This is a genomic window from Streptomyces sp. NPDC001530 (assembly GCF_042894545.1).
Lineage (GTDB): Bacteria > Actinomycetota > Actinomycetes > Streptomycetales > Streptomycetaceae > Streptomyces.
This window is the reverse complement of sequence record NZ_JBIAVS010000003.1, coordinates 310,642-332,886: the sequence shown is the minus strand read 5'-3', so window position 1 is coordinate 332,886 and position 22,245 is coordinate 310,642. Positions and strand designations below refer to the sequence as shown.

At 69.3% G+C, this 22,245-nt stretch carries 17 protein-coding genes and 2 pseudogenes; 5 read left to right on the top strand and 14 right to left on the bottom strand.

From position 1 onward, the window contains the following. Window positions 1–10: 10 nt before the first annotated feature. From ACFY0T_RS07065 to ACFY0T_RS07055, 3 genes and pseudogenes are all read right to left on the bottom strand, one after another. Window positions 11–1,522 carry an MFS transporter gene (locus tag ACFY0T_RS07065; protein WP_388865355.1) on the bottom strand — a complete coding sequence of 504 codons (1,512 nt, stop codon included), beginning with the start codon at window positions 1,520–1,522 and terminating at the stop codon, window positions 11–13. Between the two features lie 108 nt (window positions 1,523–1,630). After that, a pseudogene (locus tag ACFY0T_RS07060) lies at window positions 1,631–1,950 on the bottom strand (NAD(P)/FAD-dependent oxidoreductase); the annotation flags it as partial. A 373-nt stretch (window positions 1,951–2,323) separates the two neighbouring features. Continuing rightward, window positions 2,324–2,953, bottom strand: coding sequence for a hypothetical protein (locus ACFY0T_RS07055; protein ID WP_388865353.1), 630 nt, complete (start codon window positions 2,951–2,953; stop codon window positions 2,324–2,326). Between the two features lie 579 nt (window positions 2,954–3,532). On the opposite strand from ACFY0T_RS07055, the gene ACFY0T_RS07050 reads away from it, so the two are divergent. Both ACFY0T_RS07050 and ACFY0T_RS07045 read left to right on the top strand, forming a co-directional pair. After that, window positions 3,533–3,994, top strand: a complete 462-nt coding sequence (locus tag ACFY0T_RS07050; protein ID WP_388865351.1) for a hypothetical protein — start codon at window positions 3,533–3,535, stop codon at window positions 3,992–3,994. 240 nt (window positions 3,995–4,234) lie between these two features. After that, window positions 4,235–4,704, top strand: a pseudogene (locus ACFY0T_RS07045) (hypothetical protein); the annotation flags it as partial. Between the two features lie 200 nt (window positions 4,705–4,904). Here ACFY0T_RS07045 and ACFY0T_RS07040 read toward each other — a convergent pair. The 5 genes from ACFY0T_RS07040 to ACFY0T_RS07020 form a co-directional block, all read right to left on the bottom strand. Next, window positions 4,905–5,522 (bottom strand): malonic semialdehyde reductase, encoded by a 618-nt coding sequence (locus ACFY0T_RS07040; RefSeq protein ID WP_388865349.1) that lies wholly within the window; start codon window positions 5,520–5,522, stop codon window positions 4,905–4,907. Window positions 5,523–5,669: 147 nt separating this feature from the next. Next, window positions 5,670–7,688, bottom strand: a complete 2,019-nt coding sequence (locus ACFY0T_RS07035) for an acetoacetate--CoA ligase (RefSeq protein ID WP_388865347.1) — start codon at window positions 7,686–7,688, stop codon at window positions 5,670–5,672. A gap of 16 nt (window positions 7,689–7,704) precedes the next feature. After that, the gene (locus ACFY0T_RS07030) at window positions 7,705–9,330 is read right to left on the bottom strand and encodes a bifunctional 3-(3-hydroxy-phenyl)propionate/3-hydroxycinnamic acid hydroxylase (protein ID WP_388865345.1); all 1,626 of its coding nucleotides are present in this window, start codon (window positions 9,328–9,330) and stop codon (window positions 7,705–7,707) included. Next, window positions 9,327–10,265, bottom strand: coding sequence for a fumarylacetoacetate hydrolase family protein (locus ACFY0T_RS07025; RefSeq protein WP_388865343.1), 939 nt, complete (start codon window positions 10,263–10,265; stop codon window positions 9,327–9,329). The genes ACFY0T_RS07030 and ACFY0T_RS07025 overlap by 4 nt, the downstream gene beginning before the upstream one ends. Next, a complete protein-coding gene (locus tag ACFY0T_RS07020) occupies window positions 10,262–11,407 on the bottom strand; it encodes a VOC family protein (protein ID WP_388865341.1) in 1,146 nt (381 codons plus the stop codon). Before ACFY0T_RS07020 ends, ACFY0T_RS07025 begins: the two co-directional genes overlap by 4 nt. A 137-nt stretch (window positions 11,408–11,544) precedes the next feature. On the opposite strand from ACFY0T_RS07020, the gene ACFY0T_RS07015 reads away from it, so the two are divergent. Together ACFY0T_RS07015 and ACFY0T_RS07010 are read left to right on the top strand one after the other, a co-directional pair. Beyond that, entirely contained in the window at window positions 11,545–12,180 is a 636-nt protein-coding gene (locus ACFY0T_RS07015) for a TetR/AcrR family transcriptional regulator (RefSeq protein ID WP_388865339.1), read from the top strand. A gap of 190 nt (window positions 12,181–12,370) precedes the next feature. Then, window positions 12,371–14,557, top strand: coding sequence for a SpoIIE family protein phosphatase (locus tag ACFY0T_RS07010; protein WP_388865337.1), 2,187 nt, complete (start codon window positions 12,371–12,373; stop codon window positions 14,555–14,557). 133 nt (window positions 14,558–14,690) lie between these two features. Here ACFY0T_RS07010 and ACFY0T_RS07005 read toward each other — a convergent pair whose 3' ends face one another. The 6 genes from ACFY0T_RS07005 to ACFY0T_RS06980 all read right to left on the bottom strand — a co-directional run bounded on the left by ACFY0T_RS07005 (window position 14,691) and on the right by ACFY0T_RS06980 (window position 20,520). Continuing rightward, entirely contained in the window at window positions 14,691–15,734 is a 1,044-nt protein-coding gene (locus ACFY0T_RS07005) for an NAD(P)-dependent alcohol dehydrogenase (RefSeq protein ID WP_388865335.1), read from the bottom strand. Between the two features lie 23 nt (window positions 15,735–15,757). Further along, window positions 15,758–17,026 (bottom strand): cytochrome P450, encoded by a 1,269-nt coding sequence (locus ACFY0T_RS07000; RefSeq protein WP_388865333.1) that lies wholly within the window; start codon window positions 17,024–17,026, stop codon window positions 15,758–15,760. 60 nt (window positions 17,027–17,086) lie between these two features. After that, on the bottom strand, window positions 17,087–18,490 hold the full coding sequence (locus ACFY0T_RS06995; protein WP_388865332.1) for an NAD(P)/FAD-dependent oxidoreductase: 1,404 nt from the start codon (window positions 18,488–18,490) through the stop codon (window positions 17,087–17,089). Next, entirely contained in the window at window positions 18,487–18,705 is a 219-nt protein-coding gene (locus tag ACFY0T_RS06990; protein ID WP_388865330.1) for a ferredoxin, read from the bottom strand. Before ACFY0T_RS06990 ends, ACFY0T_RS06995 begins: the two co-directional genes overlap by 4 nt. Before the next feature lie 365 nt (window positions 18,706–19,070). Next, entirely contained in the window at window positions 19,071–19,397 is a 327-nt protein-coding gene (locus ACFY0T_RS06985; protein WP_388865328.1) for a hypothetical protein, read from the bottom strand. A 157-nt stretch (window positions 19,398–19,554) separates the two neighbouring features. After that, entirely contained in the window at window positions 19,555–20,520 is a 966-nt protein-coding gene (locus tag ACFY0T_RS06980; RefSeq protein ID WP_388865326.1) for an alpha/beta fold hydrolase, read from the bottom strand. A 426-nt stretch (window positions 20,521–20,946) separates the two neighbouring features. Here ACFY0T_RS06980 and ACFY0T_RS06975 point away from each other — a divergent pair, with 426 nt between their 5' ends. Beyond that, window positions 20,947–21,666, top strand: coding sequence for an alpha/beta fold hydrolase (locus ACFY0T_RS06975; protein ID WP_388865324.1), 720 nt, complete (start codon window positions 20,947–20,949; stop codon window positions 21,664–21,666). The last annotated feature ends 579 nt before the right edge of the window (window positions 21,667–22,245 follow it).

Below are 22,245 nucleotides of genomic sequence, written 5' to 3'. Positions count from 1 at the left end.
CGTTCGTTGGTCACATGTGAACGACAGGCGCGGCGTTCTCGTCCTGTCGCGGCACGCCGCGGCGGTAGAGCAGGGCGGTCACGCCCAGGCCGATGACGAAGATGGCCGCCGACCACCAGTAGGCGGTGGAGTAGCCCTCGAGGCCGGCCTGGGCCAGGACGCCGGTGTCCCTGGGGTTGCGGTCTGAGAGGTAGTCGGTGACGGCTTCGGAGGCCATCGTGCTGAGCAGGGCGACGCCGATGGACCCGCCGACCTGCTGGACGGTGTTGACGGCGGCGGACGCGGCTCCGGCGTCGGCCGCGGCCACGCCGGAGGTGGCCAGGCTCATCGCGGGCGCGATGACCGCGCCCAGCCCGATGCCGACGAGCACCAGCTGTGGCAGTACCTGCGTCACGTATCCGCTGTTCAGGTCCAGCGCGGTCATCCAGACCAGGCCGGCGGCCGCAATGGCCATGCCCACCGGTACCACCGGCTTGGGGCCTATGCGCGGCACCAGGACGTTGGCGGCCACGGCGGAGGCGGACGACGATGCCACGATCATGGGCAGGAAGGCGAAGCCGGTCTTCAGGGCGCTGTAACCGAGGCTCTGCTGCAGGTAGTAGGTCAGGAACAGGAACACGCCGAACATGCCCGCGCCGCTGACGAAGAGGGCGGCGAAGGAGGCGCCGCGGTTACGGTCCAGCAGGACCCGCAGGGGCAGCAGCGGATATGCCGCCCTGCTCTGCCGCAGGACGAAGAGGGCCACCAGTACGGCACCGGCCGCCAGCATGCCCCAGGTCGCCACCGAACCCCAGCCGTGCGTCTCGGCGTTCGAGAAACCGTAGACCAGGCAGAACAGGCCGGCGGAGACCAGCAGGGTGCCGGGGACGTCGAGTTTCGAGGACGTGTCTCGCGGGGTGCGGTGCAGCAGGGCCGCGCCACCGACGAACGCCACCACCGCGAAGACCACGTTGACGTACATGGTCCAGCGCCAGTCCAGGTACTCGGTCAGCACCCCGCCGAGGATCAGGCCGATGGCTCCACCTGCACCGGCGACCGAGCCTGCCACGGTGAAGGCCTTCGCCCGCTCGCGCGGATCGGTGAAGGTGGTCATCAGGAGCGACAGCGCGGACGGAGCCAGCAGGGCAGCGAACAGGCCCTGGATCCCGCGCGCGGTGACGAGCATGCCGAAACTGTTCGCCGCGCCTCCCAGCATGGAAGCGGCCGCGAAGCCGGTCAGACCTACCAGGAAGGTCACCTTCCGCCCGACCAGGTCTGCGACCCGGCCGCCGAGCAGCAGCAGGCTGCCGAAGGCCAGCGCGTAGGCGGTGACCACCCACTGCCGGTCGCCGTCCGAGAAGCCCAGGTCGCGCTGGGCGGACGGCAGAGCGATGTTCACGATGGTGCCGTCGAGGACTCCCATCAGTTGGGCGAGGGAAATGACCACCAGAATCCACCAGCGGCGCTGGTGTGACGGGTCGACAGACACATTCTCAGGTGCGGTCTCAGCGCCGCGAGCGGCGGCGATGGCGTTCTGTGTCATGGGGACAGCGCTCCAGGCAGCGGACGGGGGTACGGCGGAAAGAGACAGGGACAAAAACGGGTGGAGAGATCAGGTGCGGCTGTGGGACGGCGTGGCCGCCTCGGTGAAGAGGGTCGCGACGCCCTTGTGGAGGCCGAGGCGGGCCACCGCGCCCAGGTTCTTGTGCCAGTACTCCTTCGGCGGACGGCCGTGCGGAACCGCGATCACGTTGTCGGCGAACACTGGGGGCGCGTACGGCGTGCTGCGCGTCGGGAGGGCATCACGCGCCCTCTTCGGTGGCCAGGTCGGGAACCTGGGCGTTGCCGCCCGCGACCCACACGTGGTCGAGGCCCCTGACCTGGAGGGTGCAGGGTGTCGACGTGGCCACGCGGGCCGAGTGGCAGGCCGAAGTGGGCCAAGGCGGGGTTGGAGTGGACGCCGGCTGTCCAGCCGACTCCGACGAGCAGACCCGAGCCCCCGCCCAGGGGGCCTTCCGGCCGGACGAAGTCGGCGCGGACGTTTCATACGCTGTACGGTATCACCTGTTCCGTACGTTGTACGGAACAGGTGCTGGCAGGAGGGTGCGCTGAGCCCCTCCCGCCTGCCGCCCGGGCGCGGTCAGGAGTCGCTGATCCCCAGATCAGCGGCCACCTGCCTACCGTCAGCGGGTATCACGGCGACGTGCACGGTCTGAGCCCACCCGTGCCGACGGCCCATGTCTCACCGGTTGTCGCCGCCTCGGTCGTCGTTGGACCGGTTGGAGTCGTGGTCATACCGAGGTCCCGGAGGGGGCGGGGGTGGTGTCCCCTTCCGGGGTGTGGGTCAGCTGGCGGCCTGGGCGAGCAGCGGCTTGAGGGCCGGGTGCTGGAGGGCCTCCTCGGCGGCGGGGTCGTCCAGGACCTCCTGGAAGGCGGCGTTGATCCGGTCGGCCTTGGTGATCTCCGACATCGTCAGGGAGCTGACCGGGTTCCAGTAGGCGGTGGCCTTCTGCTGCCCGTCCTGCAGGATCCACCTCATACCGGCCATGTTCGCGAGGATGTGCTCCTCGAAGCCCTCGCGCGTCTTGTCGCCCGTGAGCGACTCAAGGCCGCCGGACCTCTCGATCCACGGGCCGATCTTGGTGTCCCACTCCTCGGTGTGCTGCATCCAGTCCACGAAGTGCTCAAAGCCGACGGTCAGGAACGCGTCGTCGATGTAGGGCTCCCACTCGGTCTCGAAGGTGGTGGCCCACAGCAGCTCCGTGCCGTTGTTGAAGATCACGTGGCGGGTGTCACGCAGACCGGTCTTGATGGTGGCGGCCATGGGGGCCTGCTTCAGGGCCTCGACCATCCGCCGGCAGGCCGCCGCGCACTCCTGCTCGCGTCCCGGCTTGATGTGGAAGTACGTGGCCATCTCGGAGACGACACCGTCGGTGGCGCCCTTGCCCGCCTTCTTCGTGGTCGTAGCGGTCATGGTTTCCTCCAAAGAGACTTTGTGCGCGAATGCAATGACATTGGCGACATCTATGGACAGTCACGGGATCTGCCGTTTCGCGACCCCCATGTGAGACAGATTGACTCACAGAGAGGCTATGAGTCAACTTGTCTCAGAGAGGCCTGCGTCACACCGCTTGAGTCCATATGCAGCCCGCGGGGGCAGGCGGCCCTGGTGTTCGAAGCGGCCTCAGCGAACGCCGACGGGGGCGACATCGACAGAGAGTCCCGATGGCCGCACGGCCGTCGGTCCGCCGCGAGCCACGTCTTGGCTGCTCAGCGGGTCGACACGCCCGGGTCGCGACCAGATCCGGTGAGCCGCACCTCGGCGCTGCGAACCTCGCGTTCGACATTTCCGGACATCCTCTGATATCAATGTACTTCCATACAGCGTATGGAACTCAGCGGAGTGCCGCCGGATCGGCGGCCTCCGTTTCGACTGATGGCCGCCGGCTGTGCCCTCACGAGGGGTGAACTCGCCGATGCGGCTTCGACATAGAGGGGCGCACCGCATCACCTGCATGGGATTGCGGACGACGCCAACACGAAGGAGATATCCATGAGGAAGCTCACGAAGCGCATTTCTCTCGCTGCCGCCTCCGCCGCGGTCGCGGGTGGAGCCGTACTCGGCGCCGGAGGCACCGCCTCGGCCGCGGTTCCTGAGTCTGCGCACGTGCAGCGCCCGGCCGTCAGCGTCAAGGCCGACGACTACCGCGAGAACCGCGGTGTCGCCTACCGGCACAACTCCGAGGAGGACTACCGCCGGGACGGATACCGCGCCCGACAGCACAGCGACCGCTTCACCGACTCGGTCCGGTACGACAGCCGGGGTCACTTCTACTACTGGGATGACGAGGACCGCAGCTGGAAGCACAACAGTGACTACCGCTACAGCTGGGACCGGTCCGACCGCGACTCGAACCGGTACGACCGCGACTGGGACCGCTACAACCACGACTCGAACCGGTATGACCACGACTTCAACCGGTCCAACGACGACCGAGGCCGCGACAACCGGTGAGACATGCGCCGTTGGCACGGGTGGGCTCAGACCGTGCACGTCGCCGTGATACCCGCCGGCGGTAGGGAGGCGGACGCGGATCTCGGGATCAGCGACTCCTGACCGCACCCGGGAGGCAGGCAGGAGGGGCTCAACGGCACCCTCCTGCCTGCACCTTTCGCCATTCCCTGCGCCGTACGGAATAGGTGATACCGGTCAGCGTATGAAACGTCCGCGCCGACTTCGTCCCGTCGGAAGACCCGGCACGCGTTCGACGCCGACCACATCGCCGCGATCGACAACACCACCGGCAAGCTCATGGACGAGGGCCGACGTCCCCTGTCGGTCGGCTTCTGGTTCTCCCTGGGGCACTCCAGCGTTGTGTTCGTGCCGGCCCTCCTGCTCTCCCTGGGCGTCAAATCCCTTGCCGCACCGGTCCGCGAGGACAACTCCGAGCTGAAGGTCTACTACAACCTCACCATCACCGGCCTGTCCGTCGCCGTCGCGCTGATCGTCGGCACCGCCGAGCTGCTGGGCCTGCTCGCCGACAAGGCCGACTGCACGGCGCGTTCTGGGACTGGATCAGCGGCCTGGACCTGAACACCGTCGGCTTCGTCATCGTCGGCCTGTTCTTCGCCACGTGGGCTGCTGCCCTGGCCGTGTGGAAGCTCGGCCGTGTCGAGGAGAAGTGGACCGCCGGGCTGCGGTCCGCCGAGCAACAGGCCGACTGACAGCGGGTGATGCGTGAGTTCGGCAGGACGGCGCGCCTATTGTCACGGTGCCGATCGACGCCCTGGTCTCGTTCTCGTGCCCTGACACCTCTGCAGAAAATCCATCACAGCCACCTCCGTGAAAAATGGGCGCCGGTACTCAGAAGAGCACCGGCGCCCACGGCATGACGCCTCTCACCTACCAGGCGGCGGCAGTGCCCTTACGCATAGGCGACGGCGTCCTCGACGGGCACGCGGGGCAGCCGCGGGAACCACGGGTCGGCACCGGGGTGACCGATGTTGACCACCAGTTGCGAGCGCCAGCTGGTACCGGCGAAGAACTCCCCGTCCACGCCGGCCTTGTCGAAGCCCGCCATGGGACCGGCCGCCAGCCCCGCCGCGCGCACCGCGAGCAGGAAGACCCCGGTCTGCAGTGCCGAGTTGTAGGCCGCGAGGCTCTCGCGCTTCTCCGTCTGGTCGGCGAACGCCGCTCGCAGCATCTCGCCGCGAGCCGGGAACACGGTCGGCATCTGCTCGTGGAAGTCGACGTCGTACGCCAGGATCGCCACGGCCGGCGCACTGAGCGTCTTGGCCCTGTTGCCCTCGTCGAGATGCCGGACGAGTCGCTCCTTGCCCTCGCGGGTGCGCACGAAGAGCACGCGCAGAGGCTGGCCGTTGGCGGCGCTCGGCGACCAGCGGGCGAGTTCCCAGATCATGGCAAGTTCGTCGTCGGCAACGGCCACCTCGGCGAAGGTGTTCGCGGTGCGGGCCTCGGTGAACAGCACCTTTCGTCCGGCGTCGTCGAGGACATCGAGGGCCTGCGGTTCGCGGTCGGTCATGCTCATCATTTCTCTCTTACTTCGGTTGTGTGTGGTGCCGGGGCGGGTTGACCGCCCCGGCACCACCCCGTGGGGACGGGTTTGCGGAGCCGGGCGGGGCACAAGGACCTGGTGCTGTCACGTGGGCCTGTGGTCCCCTGACCGACGTCATGTGTGGAGTGCTGACCGCTTGTTCCGCTCCGCGCCCAGGCGGGCGAAGTAGGCGATCAGGTCGGGGTCGTCGACCGCCGCGGGGTTCAGGACCTGCTCGGCGGGGGCACCCTGGAGCAGGCGCTTGACGGGAACCTCGAGCTTCTTGCCGGTCTTCGTGTGCGGGAGAGCCGGTACGGCGAGGATCTCGTCGGGGACGTGGCGGGGTGAGGCGCCGGCGCGGATCGCGTCGCGGATCCTCTCGCGCAGGGAATCGTCCAGGCCGACCCCGTCGGCGAGGACCACGAAGAGCGGCATCCAGTAACCGCCGTCGGGTTCCTCCGCGCCGATGACGAGGGCCTCGGTGATCTCGGGGAGGCGTTCTACGACGTCGTGGATGTCGGCACTGCCCAGGCGTACGCCGTTGCGGTTGAGGGTGGCGTCGGAGCGGCCGTGGACGATCACCGAGCCGTGCGAGGTGAGGGTGATCCAGTCGCCGTGCCGCCACACACCGGGGTAGGCGCCGAAGTAGGCGTCGCGGTAGCGGCTGCCGTCGGGGTCGTTCCAGAAGTACAGCGGCATGGACGGCATGGGCCGGGTGACGACCAGTTCGCCGACCTGATCGAGGACAGGGGTGCCCGTCGCGTCGTAGGCGGCCAGCGCCACGCCCAGGCCGGGGGCGGACAGCTCCCCCGCCCAGACGGGGGTCGTGGAGGCGCTGCCGGCGAAGCCGGAGACGATGTCCGTGCCGCCGCTGGTGGAGGCCAGCTGGACGCCTGCGCCCACGTGGTCGCGGACCCAGGGGTAGGCGGAGGCGGGCAGAGCGGAGCCGGTGCAGCCGACGACGCGGATGGCCGACAGGTCGTGCACGGAGGGTTCGATGCCCAGCTTGGCCATGGCCAGCAGGTACTGAGGACTGGTGCCGAAGACGGTGACCTTGTGACGGGCCGCCAGCTCCCACAGGACGTCCGGACGCGCCTGCGGTGCCGGGCTGCCGTCGTAGGTGCAGGTGGTGGCACCGGTCAGCAGGGTGGAGACGACCAGGTTCCACATCATCCAGTGGGTGGTGGTGTACCACAGCAGGCGGTCCCCGGTGCCCAGATCGGTGTGCAGGCCGAGCATCTTGAGGTGTTCGAGCAGGACCCCGCCGTGCCCGTGGACGATGCCCTTGGGCAGTCCGGTGGTGCCCGAGGAGAAGACGACCCACAGAGGGTGGTCGAACGGCACCGGGGCGATGGTGAGGTACTCGACGCGAGTAGCCGCGTCCTCCCAGGGAACCATCAGCCCCGAGTCCCCGCCCTCGGGCCAGGCAAGGCCCACGTGGTCCACGAGCACCGTGGCCTTCAGCGTCGGCAGGGCGACGGCGAGTTCGAGCGAGGCGGCGCGGCGGTCGTGGGCGGTGCCGTTGAAGAGGTAGCCGTCCGCGGTGATCAGAACCGTGGGTTCGAGCTGGGCGAAGCGGTCGGCGGCGGCCTTGGGTGCGTAGTCCTGCCCGCACACCGACCACACCGCGCCCAGGCTTGCGGTGGCGAGGAAGGCGATGACGGCGTGGGGCGTGTTGGGCAGATAGCCCACCACGCGATCGCCTTGCCCGACGCCCAGGTCGCGCAGGCTGGCAGCGACGGAGGCGACGCGGGCGCGCAGCTCCCGGCCCGTGATCTCATAGCCGGCTCCGGTCTCGTCCAGGGCGGTGATCGCGGGAGCGTCCGGCTGCAGGTTGCGCAGCGCGTGATGGGCGTAGTTGAGGGTGGCGCCGGGGAACCAGCGGGCGCCAGGCATGGTCTCCTCGGCCAGCACCTCCTCGTACGGAGTCGTCGCGTCGATGTCGAAGTACTCCCACACTGCGGCCCAGAACCCCTCGAGGTCGGTGACGGACCACTGGTACAGGGCTCGGTAGTCCGTGGGGTCCTGGATCCCTTCGGCGCCCCGGTGCCGGGCCGCCCATCGGGCGAAGTCCGCGATGCGGCTGTGGGCGGCCGACTGCGGGTCGGGAGTGAAGAAGGGTTCCGGATACGGCGCGGGGTGCGGGGTGGTCATGGTGTGGTGCTCCTCGTCAGGCGGGCCGGGTGTCGGCGGTACGGCGGGCCGTGTGCAGCAGGGGGGCCCAGGCGACGCTGTCCGTGAAGTCGCCGCTGCCGGCCGGGACGGTGTCCATCACGACGCGGTCGGGGCGCAGCAGGACGGCGTCGGCACGGCCACGTGCCAGCCAGCCGGCCAGGGTGCCGTCGTCGCCCAGGTCGTCGGCGTGGACCGTCGGGGCGCCCAGTGCCGTGGCCACGGCCGTCATCTGCGCCGTGGGCGGCACAGCGGTCAGGACGGCGAAGGAGTCCCCGAGGACGTCATCGAGGCGCACTCGCCTGGCGTCGTGCCGTACCCAGGGCTGCGGGCAGAAGGTGCCGGCCAGCACACGGCCGGTCAGCCTGGGGCGGCGCCGTACGAGTGGGCCGGCGGTCAGGGCGGGGCTGAGGTCACGGCTCACCGCCGCGGTCACGCCGGGGATGCGACAGGCCGTGCCCACGACGGCCCGGCGGAACGCCGCACCGCGGTCCTGTCCGCCGGTCATGGCCCAGCCGACGGCGACCGCGACGCGGATCACATGGCGGGCGTGCGGCTTGCGCTCGCGTTCGTAGGTGTCCAGCAGCCCCTCGGGTGCGCCCTGTTGGAGGACGCGGGCGAGTTTCCAGGTGAGGTTGTGGGCGTCGCGCAGGCCCGCGCACAGACCCTGCCCGACGAAGGGCGGGGTGAGGTGGGCGGCGTCGCCCAGCAGGAAGACACGCCCCCTGCGCCACCGGTCGGCGAGACGGGCCCGGAAGGTGTACTGCGCCTGCCGGATCACCTCGAAGTCGTCGCCCGCCGAGGCGGCGGAGGACGGCAGGTCCACCCAGGGGGCGACCAGCTCGCGCAGGCGCTCCCATCCGTCCGGGCCGTCCAGGTTCTGGTCGTCGGCCAGCCGGAACTCCCAGCGGTAGCGGTCCTCGCCGACGCGCATGAAGGTGGCCGGCCGGGTGGGGCAGCAGATCTGCTCGGCCCCTTCCCAGGTGCGCACCGGGCGGCTGGTGCGCACGTCGATGACGCGCCAGCTCTCCTCGAAGTGCAGGTCCTCCCACACGGCGCCGATGGCGTCACGGGTGACACTGCCCGCACCGTCGCAGCCGAGGACGGCATCGGCCCACAGGTGCTCCTCCTCGTCGCTGCCGTCGCGGCGGAAGGTGACCCGGACCGGACCCGTCGGATCGTTCGGTCCGTCGGTGTTCTGCGTGGCGGACTGGGTGACGGACACGACCTCCACCCCGCCCCACAGCTCGCACTCCGGGCGGCGCGCCAGGGCGTCACGCAGCAGGCGTTCCAGCTCGGGCTGGTCGAACATGCTGGTCTGCGGGAAGCCGTGGTGTCCGTGCAGGGACCGCGGGAATTCGGTGATCACGCGGCGCCGGGCGTCCAGCAGCCGCAGCCCGGGCGCCGGGCGGGCGAGGGCGGCGAACTCCTCGTGCACACCGACGCTCTGCAGGATCCGGCGGATCTCGTCGTCCACGACGACGGCGCGCGGCAGAGGGTAGATGTCCCGGTGGCGTTCGAGGAGCAAGCTGCGCACGCCGTGCCGGGCGAGCAGAAGGGCGGCCATGACCCCGACGGGTCCCGCACCGATGATCACCACCGGTCTCCGGGATGCGGCCTTCATGCTGCGTCCGTAACGGGGGTCCGCTGCTCGCCGAGGTCGATCCGCCCGTCCGGGGTGGCGATCGTGGCCGTGATGAGGTCACCGTTGCGCAGGTAACGCGGGTTCTTGGCCTGACCCTTGAAGAACGCCTTCCACTTCAGAGCGGGCGGCAGCAGCGCACCGATCTTCTCGGCCAGCTTGGGCGGGGCCTTCAGGGCCGTGCCGCCGGGAGTGCCGGTCAGCAGCAGGTCGCCCGGGTCGAGGGTCTGGAAGCGGGCGAGCAGGGTGAGCGCCTGTGCGGGCCGCACGATCATGTCGGCCAGCGTGCGGTCCTGGCGCGACACGCCGTTGACCGACAGCCGCAGCCGCAGGTTCAGCAGCAGGGCGAAGTCCTCGGGCTCCAGCAGGGCCAGGTAGGGCCCCGTCGGCGTGAAGGTCGGATAGGACTTGCTCTCGTAGAACTGGGTCTTGGTCAGCTGGACGTCGCGGGCGCTGACGTCGTTGGTCAGGACAACGCCGGCCACGTAGCGCGGCAGGTCCTGCTCCTCGACGACGGTGCCCACGGGCAGGGTCTCGCCCATGACAAGGCCGAGTTCCACCTCGTAGTCGAGGAACTTCACGTGCGCGGGACGGATGACCGTGTCATGGGGGCCGCTGACCGAGCCGGACGCCTTGCGGAAGAAGGTGGGCGGGATGTCGCCGGTGAAGCCCGAATCCTTGGCGTGGCTGCGGTAGTTGACCATCTGGGCGACCACCCGGCACGGGGTGGTGACCGGAGGCAGCGCCACCAGGTCGGCGACGGGCGTGCCGCTCTCGGCGGAGGCTGCGGCCTCGCGGACCGCGTCCCGGTCGGCGAGCAGTTCGGCGGTGGTGACGGCCTTGGTCTCGACGCGGACGGCGCGTTCGTCCCGGACGACCCACCAGCCGTCGGTGGTGCGTAGAACGTTGGTGCTCATGAGCTCATCGCTTTCATCAGGCCCAGCAGGCGTGCGGGGTCGAGTTCGTTGTCGCCACGCAGGGCCGTCATGACCTCGCGCAGCTTGGCGGGGGACGGGTTGGCGCCCAGGAAGTCGCGGGTGACCGGCGGGCCCCACTGGGCCAGGCCGCTCGCCGACATCGGCGCCCAGCCGGGCTCCAGGTCGCAGGAGAACAGGTCGCCGTCGGCGAAGTGCTCCAGCATGAAGTGGTCGGGGTCGCGCCAGTAGTCGAACAGCTGGCTGCCCTGGATGTGCCGGCCGATCCCCCAGCTGCGCTGGTAGCCGCGCTCACCCAGGTACTCCCCACCGGCGGCGATCGCGTCGAGGTCGGTGACCTGGTAGGCCGAGTGGACGTAGCCGGTTCCGGGCCCCAGGTGCAGGGCCAGCGTGTGGTGATCGACGGCCACGCTCCCCTGGTCGCACCGGATGAACGCCATCGTCGGCCCGCGCCCGCGCTGCCCGTCCAGGAACAGGAAGTCGGACACGATCATCCCGAGGGTGTCCAGGTACCAGTCCAGGGTGCGGGCGAACACCCGTGTCTCCAGCACCACATGGCCCAGACGCTGGATGCGGGACGGTTCACGGGGCGGACGCTGGGTGGCGTTCGTACGACGGTGATCGGTACCGAAGTTGAGGATCAGCGGCTCCTGCTCGGGCAGGGCGGGCAGCTGCTCGGCGCAGTGCACGACCCGGACCGGCAGGCCCGAGGGATCGAGCAGGGCGACCGATTGCCCACCGCCCGGTACGCCGATGTCCCGGACGGTACTGCCGGTGGCGCGGGCCAGCCGGTCCAGGTCGGCCCGCTCGGCCGCGCGGAACGCCGGCCCGATGAACCGGGACGCACGCCCCCGCCGGATGACCATGCAGGGTGAGCCCGCGAACGTGCCGCGCAGCCACAGCTCCCCCTCGGTGCGGGCGGCGATCGCGAACCCGAAGTCACGCGCGAAGACCTCAGCCCGGTCCAGGTCCGGCTTCTCGAACTCGAGCCAGGCCAGATCCGCCGCCTTGATCACGGGATTCCGGGAACGTCCGGAGTGCTCTCCGCGCAGGGAGCCCTGCTCACTGTGGAGGTCTTGGTGGGGCGTCTGGGGAGCGGCCCTGTCAACGGGGGTGTGGGACATGGTGTCCTCCAAGCAACACTGCTGTAATGAGGAAATCATCAACTTTGGCGTTACCCATCGTCAATAGGGTGGACCCAAATAATTGATGATCTCATCAGTAATGGCAGACTGATCGTGACGGTTGTTACACTCGCCGTATGCCGACGTCAGCCCCGCCCAAGAACCGCTTCGAGCGGCGCCGCGCCGAGACCCGTCAGGCGCTCGTCCGTGCGGCCCGGCAGATCCTCGCGGAGACCGGGGACACGAGCGCCAGCATCCAGGCCATCGCCGAGCGCGCGGACGTCGGTTTCGGCTCCTTCTACAACCACTTCGAGTCCAAGACGGAGCTGTTCGACGCCGCGGTGACAGACGCCCTGGACGAGTTCGGGCAGGTCATTGACGAGCGCGTACAAGGAATCGACGACCCGGCCGAGCTCGTCGCCGCGGGCTTCCGGCTCACCGCCCGCATGGCCGACTCCCACCCTGAACTCATGCGGATCCTGCGTGACCGCGGTCTGGCCCAGATCCACACCGACCGGGGCCTCGCCCCTCGAGCCCTGCGCGACCTGGAGATCGGCATCGCCTCGGGCCGCTTCACCTGCAGCAACCCGACCACCGCCCTGTCCGCCCTCGGCGGCACCCTGCTGTCCCTCGTGGCGCTGCGGCTGGCCCGCCCCGACCTCGACGGGGACGAGGCCGCCTCCGACCTGGCCGAGATGGTCCTGCGCATGCTCGGCGTCCCGCCGGACGACGCCCACCAGGTGACCCGGCGGCCGCTGCCCGACCTTGGTTGACCCGAGCACCGGCTGCGCCAGGCCCCGTGGACACCGGAAAGCCGTAGGCGTCACCCCGTCCGCCGTGGGCGCGCGGACCCTTGCCTCGACCACGACCAGCCGGTGAGAGCGGGCCCCTCCCGGACACCGCGCAGCCAGATGCGGAAAGTTGAGGCTTCGCGGTCCACCAGGACGGCGTAACGTCGTCAGCGTGGACTTCACCGCGGACAGTCTTCTGTCCCGTGCCGCGCATGAACTCAGCCCGCGAGCGGACGAGCTGATCCACGACGTAGAGCAATGTCTGCGGCGCGAGGTCCCCGAACTGTGGGACGAACCGGACATCGCACAGATGACGGCGGAGAACGTCGCCGAGCACGTCGCCGCCCTGCTTTCCGGCATCGAGCACGGCATCGAGCCAAGGCGGATCGATCCGCCGGCCGCCGACGCAGAGCGCGCGCGTCGGCTGGCTCAGCGCGGGAAGCCGGTCACAGCGATGCTGCGCGCCTTCCGGCTCGCGCAGGGCCTCGTCCTCGACCGGCTGCTCGAAGAGCTGCCCCGGCTCACCAGCGATGCCGAGCCGATCAACGCGGCGACACGCGAGCTGATCGCACTGGCGACCGAGTACATGGACCGCATATCGGAGACGGGCGTCCTGGCCTTCCAGGAGGAGCGGGATCGCCGGGTGCAGTGGCGGCTGTCGGTGGTGAACGAGGCGAGCGTACGCGTCGGAACGACGCTGGACATCGCGCGCACCGCCCAGGAGTTGGCGGACCTGGCCATCGAGCACTTCGCCGACGCCGTCACCGTCGACCTCCTCGACACGTCTTCCGGAGACGAGCCTCCTGCGAAGGGCACACTCGTGGTCCGCCGGGTCGCCCAGCAGTCGGTGATGGACGGTTCTCCCGAGACTGCCACCCTGGAAGCGATCTACGGGGAATCGTCGGTTCCGCCGCAGCAGCTCCACAGGTATCCGGACGGATCACTACCGGCTCGCGCCCTGGCCACCGGCCGGCCCTCACGGCACCACCTCGGCCCGTCCGCGTCCATGCTGCTGGTATCGCTGTGCGCCCGTGGCACCACGCTGGGTGTCGCTCAGTTCTTCCGTCACCACAAGCCCGACGCGTACGGGGACGAGGACCTGCTCCTCGCCCAGGAGATCGCGGCCAGGGCGGCGGTGGCCATCGACAACGCCCGCCGATACACACACGCGCGCGCCACCGCCCTCGCCCTCCAGCGCAGTCTGCTCCCGCGCAGTACACCCGCGCAGTCCGCCGTGGAGGTCGCCTGCCGCTACCTGCCTGCTGCCGCCCAACTCGGCGTGGGCGGCGACTGGTACGACGTCATCCCGCTGTCCGGTGCCCGGGTCGCCCTCGTGGTGGGCGACGTGGTCGGCCACGGCATCCACGCCGCCGCCACCATGGGACGGCTGCGGACCGCCGTGCGCACCCTCGCCGACATCGACCTGCCGCCCGACGAACTCCTCACCCACCTGGACGACGTCGTCATCCGCCTGTCCGCCGAAGTCTCTTCCGAAGTCTCTGCCCAAGCGGACACCGAATCCGCGGGGGACATCGGGGCCACCTGCCTGTACGCCGTATACGATCCCGTCGCCGGCCGCTGCACCCTCGCCCGCGCGGGCCACGTGCTGCCCGTCGTGGTGACCCGGGACGGAACCGCCGACATCCTCGAGCTGCCCGCCGGCCCGCCACTCGGCCTGGGCGGCCTGCCGTTCGAGGCGGCGGAGATCGACCTGCCCGAGGGCAGCCTCATCGCCCTCTACACCGACGGCCTGATCGAGGCCCTCGACCACGACATCGAGGCGGGCCTCACCCGGCTGTGCCACGCCCTCGCGCAGTCCTCCGCCTCCCTCGAGGCGACCTGCGACACCGTCCTCGAAGCCCTGCTGCCCGCAGACCGACCGCACGACGACGTGGCACTTCTCCTGGCACGCACCCACACCCTCGGGGACCGTCAGGTCGCCACTTGGGACGTGGGTGCCGACCCGGCCGAGGTCGCCCTGGCCAGAGCGAGCGTCTCCGAGCAGCTGACCACCTGGGGACTGGAGGAACTCGACTTCACCACCGAACTGGTCGTCAGCGAACTGGTCACCAATGCCATCCGCTACGGCCGGCCTCCCATCCAGCTGCGTCTCATCCACGATCGCACCCTCATGTGCGAGGTCGCGGATGCCGGCAGCACGACTCCGCACCTGCGCCGGGCCCGTGTCTTCGACGAGGGCGGGCGAGGTCTGTTCCTCGTCGCCCAACTCACCGAGCACTGGGGAACGCGCCATGCCCGACGTGGCAAGACGGTCTGGGCGGAGTGCGCCCTGGCCGCGCCGCAGCTCTTCTCGGACGCGGCAGCGCTGGACCTAGAGGGTATTCCTGGGGTCGTATGAGCACCATCTCGCCCGGCCCGCCGAGACGATCGCGAGGTTCTCGGTCCAGCGATCGCACCGGCCACCGCCTCCACGACGTTTCCTCCGACAGTTACGGCCTGCGGCACCAGCCCGGTCGCCTTGATGACCGTACTCACGGGTGGGGGGCGATGACGGCGCGTCCTTGGATCTTGCCGTCGTGCAGGAGCTGGTATGCCTCGTTGGCGCGTTCCAAGGGGAAGTGCTCGACCAGCATCTTGATCTTTTGCTGCTGGGCGAGGGTGATTACTTCCATCAGTTCGGGAAGGGAGCCCCAGTAGGGGGAGGCGACCGAGCACTCGTGCGGCGGGCTCGAGAAGTTGACGGGCAGGGCTCCGCCGGCGAGCCCGACGATGGTCAGGTGGCCAAGCACCCTGGCCACCTGAGCAGCCATCCGCAGAGTCGGGTCTATGCCGACCATGTCCAGCACGAGCTGAGCGCCCTGCTGCCCCGTCATGTCCTTGATGCGCGTGACCGCCTCCTCGCCCGAGAGCAGCACCTCGTCCGCGCCCATGCGCTTGGCGGTTTCCAGCTTGCCGGCATCGGTGTCCACGGCGACGACGGTCGCCGGGCTGAGCGCTCGCACCATCTGGATGGCCATCTGGCCCAGACCGCCCGCCCCGATCACCACCGCGGTCGAGCCCGGCCCCAGCAGGTGCACCGATCGCTTGACGGCGTGATAGCTGGTCAGCCCCGCGTCGCTGAGCGGGGCGGCCTGGCGGGGGTCGAGGGTGCCCAGCGGAATCAGGAATCGCGCCGCCGGGACCAGCAGGTACTCAGCCATTCCGCCATCGTGACCGCCTCCCAGGCCCCCGCCCTGACCACTGACCTTCTGGCAGTAGTTCTCCCTGCCCTCCCGGCAGTTGGCGCACACCCCACAGCCCCAGGGACCGTAGACCATCACAGGGTCCCCGGGCGCGAACCCGGTGACACCCGGTCCCAGCCTCTCCACCCATCCCGCATTCTCATGGCCGAGCGTGAAGGGCAGTTGCGTGGCGAACCCGGGTGGTGGTCCGGGTGCCTCCATGATGTGCAGATCTGAGTGGCACGCACCGGCACCCCCGACCTTCACCAGGACCTGCCCCGGCCCGGGCTCGGGCACCGGCACCTCCCGCAGCTCGGGCGGTTGCTGCCATCCGACTAGTTGAAAAGCCCGCATAGCGATCCTTCACGCATGCCGAGTCAGTCGCGGATCCCGTCGATGTCGACCAGGACGTGGCGCGGGCCGCGGAAAATCTGGTTGTGGCGGTACGGCGGTGGGTCCTCTACGAGCCGGGGGTTTTCCACCCGGCGGACGAACTCGCCGACCGCGACCTGGACTTCGAGCCGCGCGAGCGGAGCGCCGAAGCAGAAGTGGATGCCCTGGCTGAACCCGAGGTGCTGGTTGTCTCGGCGTTCGAGGTCAAGCTCGTCGGGGTTGGCGAACCGCTTCGGGTCGCGGTTCGCCGAGCCGTATGCCAGGAAGATCGGCGCGCCCTTCGGGATGGTGGTGCCTGCGATGTCGATGTCTTCCACGGCGGAGCGGGTGTGCCAGAACTGGACCGACGACTCGAAGCGCAGCAACTCCTCGACCCCGGGAACGATCAACTCGGGCCGGCGGCGCAGCTTCTCGAGCGCGTCGGGGTGCCGCAGCAGGGTGAGCACGCTGTGGGCGATGAGATTGACCGTGGTTTCATGCCCGGCGAAGATCAGGAGCAAGGCATTGCTCACGAGCACGCCCTTGGACATCCCTCCCTCCGCGCCGTCCTCGTGCACCATCGCCGAGAGCATGCCCGGGCCGGGCTGCTGGGCGTACCGGTCGAGCAACTCGGCTGCGAACTGCCCGAACTCCTCCACGGCCTGGCGCCCCCCGGCCAGTCGGCTCTGCATCTCCTCGGAGGCAGCCTCGGGGCCGAAATCCAAAGAGTCCAGGGCCGTCTCGATCCAGCCGTGGAAGCGTGACTCGTCTTCCAGTGGCACGCCCAGGACCTTGCAGATCACGCTCACCGGCAGGGGGTAGGCGAACTCGTCGACGGCATCGATCCGGGTCTTGCCCCGCATGTTGTCCAGAAGGCCGTCCACGATGCGGCGGATCTCGGGTTCCAGGTCGGAGATCAGGTGAGGGGAATGGGGCGGGCCGACGAAATGCGGCGTCATCATCCGGCGATCTCGATCGTGCTCGGGTGGATCCTGGGTGATGATGTTCGGCTCCAAAGAGATGACCGCCTCCGTGATCGGCTCGGCCTCCGCCGAGCCCTCGGCGGGGGCCGCAACCGGGACAGGGAGCTTCCTGGGATCCGAACTGACCCGGGGGTCGTGCAGCAGCGCGACGATCTCTTGGTAGGTACTGACGACGTAGGTGCCGTCCGGCTGCCGCGCCACCGGTGTCCTGCGGAGTTCCTCGTAGAACGGGTACGGATTGGCGCGGTTGGCGTAGCGGAGGGCCTGCTGCCAGGGGGTTTCCTCGACCACGAGGCTCCCCTCCTTCTTCCTGTCGATGCTGTCCGCTTGGACGCCCATCCGGCGGGCGCGTCAACGAGGGCGAGACCGGAACTCGGCCCTCCGCTCGCTCGGGTCGTGGCCGGTCAGGACGACGTCGGGGACCGCCGTCGGGACGCCGGGTTGCGGGAACTCGGCCGGGATCGGCTTCATGTCGGGGGGCTGGTCCCAGCCCGGCGGCGGAGGCGGGAACGGACCCGATTGCTCGATCAGCTTCCCGTAGTACTCCAGCCACTTGCCGTGATCGAAGGTGACGGCGGCGACGATGCGGCCCCGGCGACCGTAGGCGGCGGCGAAGTGGCGCTCCTTGACGGACCCCTGCGTGAAGACGATCTCGTCGCCGAAAGGCGGCACGCCGACGGACTTGATGTTGACGCCGAACTGACCGGACCAGAAGCCGGGCAGCAACAGATGCGGGCGATAGTGAGGCTCGAGGTTCACCATGTTGTGGGCCGCGACCTCGGCGCCGAGAACGGCATTGTCCCAGTGCTCCATCGCGAGGAACTGGTACTCGTACAGCACGTGGGGCGCGCGCGCCACGTCCCCTGCCACGTAGATGCTGTCGGTGATCACGCCGTTGACGTCGAAGGCGCGACCGCCGGCGTCGCAGCCGACGCCCCAGAAACCGGACGCCAGCCCGGCGCCCTCCAGCCATTCCACATTGCGGATCGACCCCAGCGAGGCCACCACCACGTCGGCGTCGATGGTGGTTCCGTCCGAGAGATGAGCACGCCGCACGTGTCCGCCGGAGTCGCCCTCCAGTGACGACACGCCCAGCCCGCAGCGCAGGTCCACGCCGTGGCCGCGCTGCATCTCCGCGGCGATCTCACCGATCACCCCGCCGAGCGCGCCGACCAGTGGCGCCGAGCCCCGCTCGACGACGGTCACCGGGAGATCGAGTTCCCGGCAGACGGAGGCCACCTCCGAGCCGATGAACCCGGCCCCGATGACCATGACCCGCGACGGCGGCGCGGCCAGCGCCTTTTGCAGCTGTGCGGCATCATCACGCGAGCGCAGCGTGTAGACCCCGTCCAGGGCGGCCTCGTCCGGGTTCGGCCACTGTCGCGCCCGGGTGCCCGTGGCGATGAGCAACCGGTCGTAGGGGATCTGCTCGCCGTCGGCCAGGCGCACCTGCTTCGCGGCCCGGTCCAACCCTGTGGCGGCCACCCCGAGCCGCCACTGCGCATTCACTTCTCGCAGGCGGGGCAGCTTGGTGTGGTCGGCCGGCACCCAGCCTTTGAGCACCTGCTTGGACAGCGGGGGACGGTCGTAGGGCTCGTACGGCTCGTCCCCGATGATGGTCAGAGACCCGGTGAAGCCCTCCTCACGCAGGGCTTCGGCGGCCCGCAGTCCGGCCAGGGACGCACCGACGATGACGATCCGGCCGCTGGCCCTGAACGCGCGCACCAGCTCTGCGACCGTTGCCGGCACGGTCATGACGTCGCGCTCCCCTCCGCGCCGTCCAAGCGGTCGATCACGATCGCCTGCACCGGACACGCCGCAGCGGCTCGCTCGACCTGCAGGCGCCGCTCGTCATCGGGGTTCGGCTCGTAGGTGAGCGCCTCCTGGCCAGTCAATCTGAAGTCCTTGTGCGCCAAGTACACGCATTGTGCGTATCCCTGGCACCGATTCAGGTCCACGGCGATCCGCATGGGCAGACTCCTTCCGATCTGCCGCCCAGCTGGACTGCCCACCCGTCGCCCCCGCCGACGCCACCGGCTGAGCACCCGTATGTTCCGATCTTCTTCGCCACGGCGGTACCTTCGCGGTGACGCTTACTGCCGGTGAGCGTCACGGTCCGAAGGTCGTACACATCCGATTGCGTCGGCATCAAGGCTTGCCCCGGCCGTTCCGCTCCTAAAAAAATGCTCGCCCCGTCTTCCGACGACCGCAAATCCGGTGTTACGGAAGACATCTCTCAGGGCAGCTGTCGTTCTTGATCACTGATCGGTTCGTGCAGGTCCGGGGGCTTCCGGCGTGCCTGCGCATGGCCGCTGATCACGCCTTGCACGCCCGGTCACCAATCCTCAAGGACCTCACGGTCGGGTGCCACTGATGGTCCCGGGCCAATGTTGTCGGGCAGCGAGCGGAGTACGGCCGTACGTTCTGTCATCTGCCGGCGCAGGAGTTGGTTCTCGACCGTCGCCTGGTGCAGGGCGCCGATGAGGGCTTCGACGTCGGCCTTGAGCCGGGCGATCTCCTTGGTGTCGGCAGCCCGTAGTTCCTTGAGGCGACAGATCTGCTTGCGCAGGCTTTGCTCGCTGTCCGGGCTGCCGCCCCGGGTGCGGACCTGGTCATAGAACTCGTTCTTCAGGTCGGTGTGCGGAAGGGAAGCGGACCACATCGGGCCCACCCGCGCGTCGTGGACAACGGACGACATCAAGCCCTGTACCGCAGGCCGCGATCAAGGCTGTGAAGGCGCCCGCACCGCTGTGGGCGCCCGCCGCTCCCGCGGACAGCTGCCAAAAGACGTGCCGACTTCGACCGCAGCCGACTGATCGTCAGGTGTTCAGGGCTCCGAGGAATTCCAGGAGCGCCGCATTCACCTCGCCGGGGCGTTCCTCGGCGATCCAGTGGCCACAGCCGGGCAGAATGTGCGCCGGTCCGACGGTCGGGTGGAGCGTAGGCAGGGTGGGGAGGAGTTGGTCCATCCCCGGGAACCCGTAGACCAGGTCCCGATCGCCGGTGATGTAGCGGCCAAGCATCTGGTACTGCGCGCCGTCCCATGGGGCGGTCAGCTGCCAATTGCGGTCGAAGTTGCGGTACCAGTTGAGGGCGCTGGTGAACCCGGCTTCGGTGAACTCCGTCGCGAGCGTGTCGATGTCGGCCTCGGTGAGCCAGGCGGGAAGTTCCTCGGGGTCCTCGAAGAGGTCCAGGAATCCCTTGCCCGGTGGGACGAGCGGCTCGACCGGCGGGTCGCTGTGCGGGTTGTCGCCGCAGAGGCCGTACATCACGCGACGGAAGGTGGCGTGCGGGTCCTTCGCGAGCTCGGCGTCCGCGACGCCGGGGGTCTGGAAGTAGTTCCAGTAGAACTGGCCGCCGAACAGCTCGCGCATCGCCTGCAGCGGAGGAACCGGACCGCGCTGCGGCGGCGGGACGCTGAGGCCCACGACCCCCCGGACGACGTCGGGCCGCATCAGCGCGGTGGACCAGGCGACCATGCCGCCCAGGTCGTGGCCGACGACCACGGCCTGCTGTGCGCCGAGTTCGCGGATCAGGCCGATGACGTCGCCGACGAGGTGCAGGATGGTGTATTCCTCAACCGCGGCAGGCCGGTCGCTGTGGGCGTAACCGCGCTGGTCAACGGCGACGACGTGGTATCCGGCCCCGGCCAGGGGCGTGAACTGGTGGCGCCAGTTGTACCAGCATTCGGGAAAGCCGTGGAGCAGGAGAACCAGGGGTCCTTCACCCTCCGCCGCGATGTGCAGCCGACGCCCTCCAACCGTGACGGTGCGGTGCTCGACCATGGTCACACCCTTCCAGGTGGGTTGGTCCGTAACCCACGCTACTCGCGGGTCACACCGACAGCCGAGTGATCGCCCGCCGTGGTCGCGGGGCCGTTGCTCAGTTCGACACGCACCGCCACGCTCGGCAGGCATCGCATTCCCACGATCAGGCGGTGACCCGGCCGGCAGCGGAAGGGCCGGCGCCGCCGCCGGCAGGTGCAGTCGCTGGTGCTCTCGGTGCCCAAGCGGCCCTACGGGGGCTCGCCGGGCACCACCCATTCATGGCACACCACCGAAGGGTGCGTCTGCCCTTCTCGTCCCCACCACACCCACCGGCCGCAGGCTGATGCCGGGCTCCAGGGCCCCGATTCGCACTTCTGGACCAAAGGCCGTAATAATGATAAAAATCTCATGTATGAGGCTTTTGTCCTACGGAGGAGCTCGTCCATGCCAGCAGTTCTGATCCACGGCGTCCCCGACACCCACCGTGTGTGGGACGGCGTGTGCCAGCACCTGAGCCGAAGTGACGTCGCGGCCTGGGACCTGCCCGGCTTCGGCGCACCGCGGCCGCAAGGCTTCGGCTCCACCAAAGAGGAGTACGTCGATTGGCTCATCGATCGGCTGGAGCAAGTCGGCGAGCCGGTGGACCTGGTCGGCCATGACTGGGGCTGCATTCTCACCGCGCGCGTCGCTTCGATACGGCCGGACCTGGTTCGTACGTGGGCCGGCAGTAGCGCTCCGGTCAGTGCTCAGTACGACTGGCATCCGCTGGCCAAGATCTGGCAGGACCCGGTCGAGGGGGACCGGTTCATGAACGAGCTTGACCCAGCGTCCTTCGCCAAGGACCTGAGCAAACTCGATGTTCCGGCTGACGTGGCCGAGGAAATGGTCCGTCGCGTGGACGGCTCGATGAGGGACAGCATCCTCAAGCTCTACCGCTCCGCCGTGACGGTGGGCGCGGAGTGGGAACCGGAACTGGCGAACGTGTCCGCGCCGTCCCTGGTCCTCTGGGGGACGCTCGACCCGGCCTGTCCGATCGCGTTCGCCGATGAACTCGGCCAAGCTGTGCGAGCGTCCCGGGTCGTCAAACTCGACTGCAGCCACTGGACGTTGATCCAGAAGCCGGCCGAGGTCGCCGCAGCCCTTGAGGCGCACTGGAATGCCTGAGGAGCTGTTGTCTTCCCGGCGTGATGAGCGCGTTTTCTCCGACGAGGCATGCGCGCGGTGATTCCGTGGGAGTGGTGGCCTGTCGTGTCATCGATCCCGGGGCAGGTGGCGTGATGTCGTTGGCCAGCGGACTGCCGGAACAGCACGAACTCACCGCGCGCCGTCGAGCCGAGGGGCTGCGTGGGAACCCGGCCGCATCCGAGCCGAGTTGGACGCGGCCGAGCGGGCCTCGTTGACGTGCCGGGCTCGTCGGCGTCGCCCGCCCCTCATGCCGGGCGCCATCCACCAGCCTTCGAGGATGGCGGCCGCAGCCTGTACTGCTCACGAGCAACGTTCGCGATCAAGAAGATCTCGACTTCGTTGATTGCGTGTGGTGCCTCGGTGTTCCGTGACGGCCGTTCTCGGACACTGCGCAGGTCCCAGTCGGTGATCCAGTTCGCCACGCGGGGCGTCGGCTTCCGGTGCGACGCCCGGGTTCCTGCGCCGCGTCGCCGCCACCATGAGCGAGAGGTGAGCCTCTCCCCTTACTGGCGACGCCCCCATCGATTTTCCATACAGCGTATGGCATTACGGAAGGGA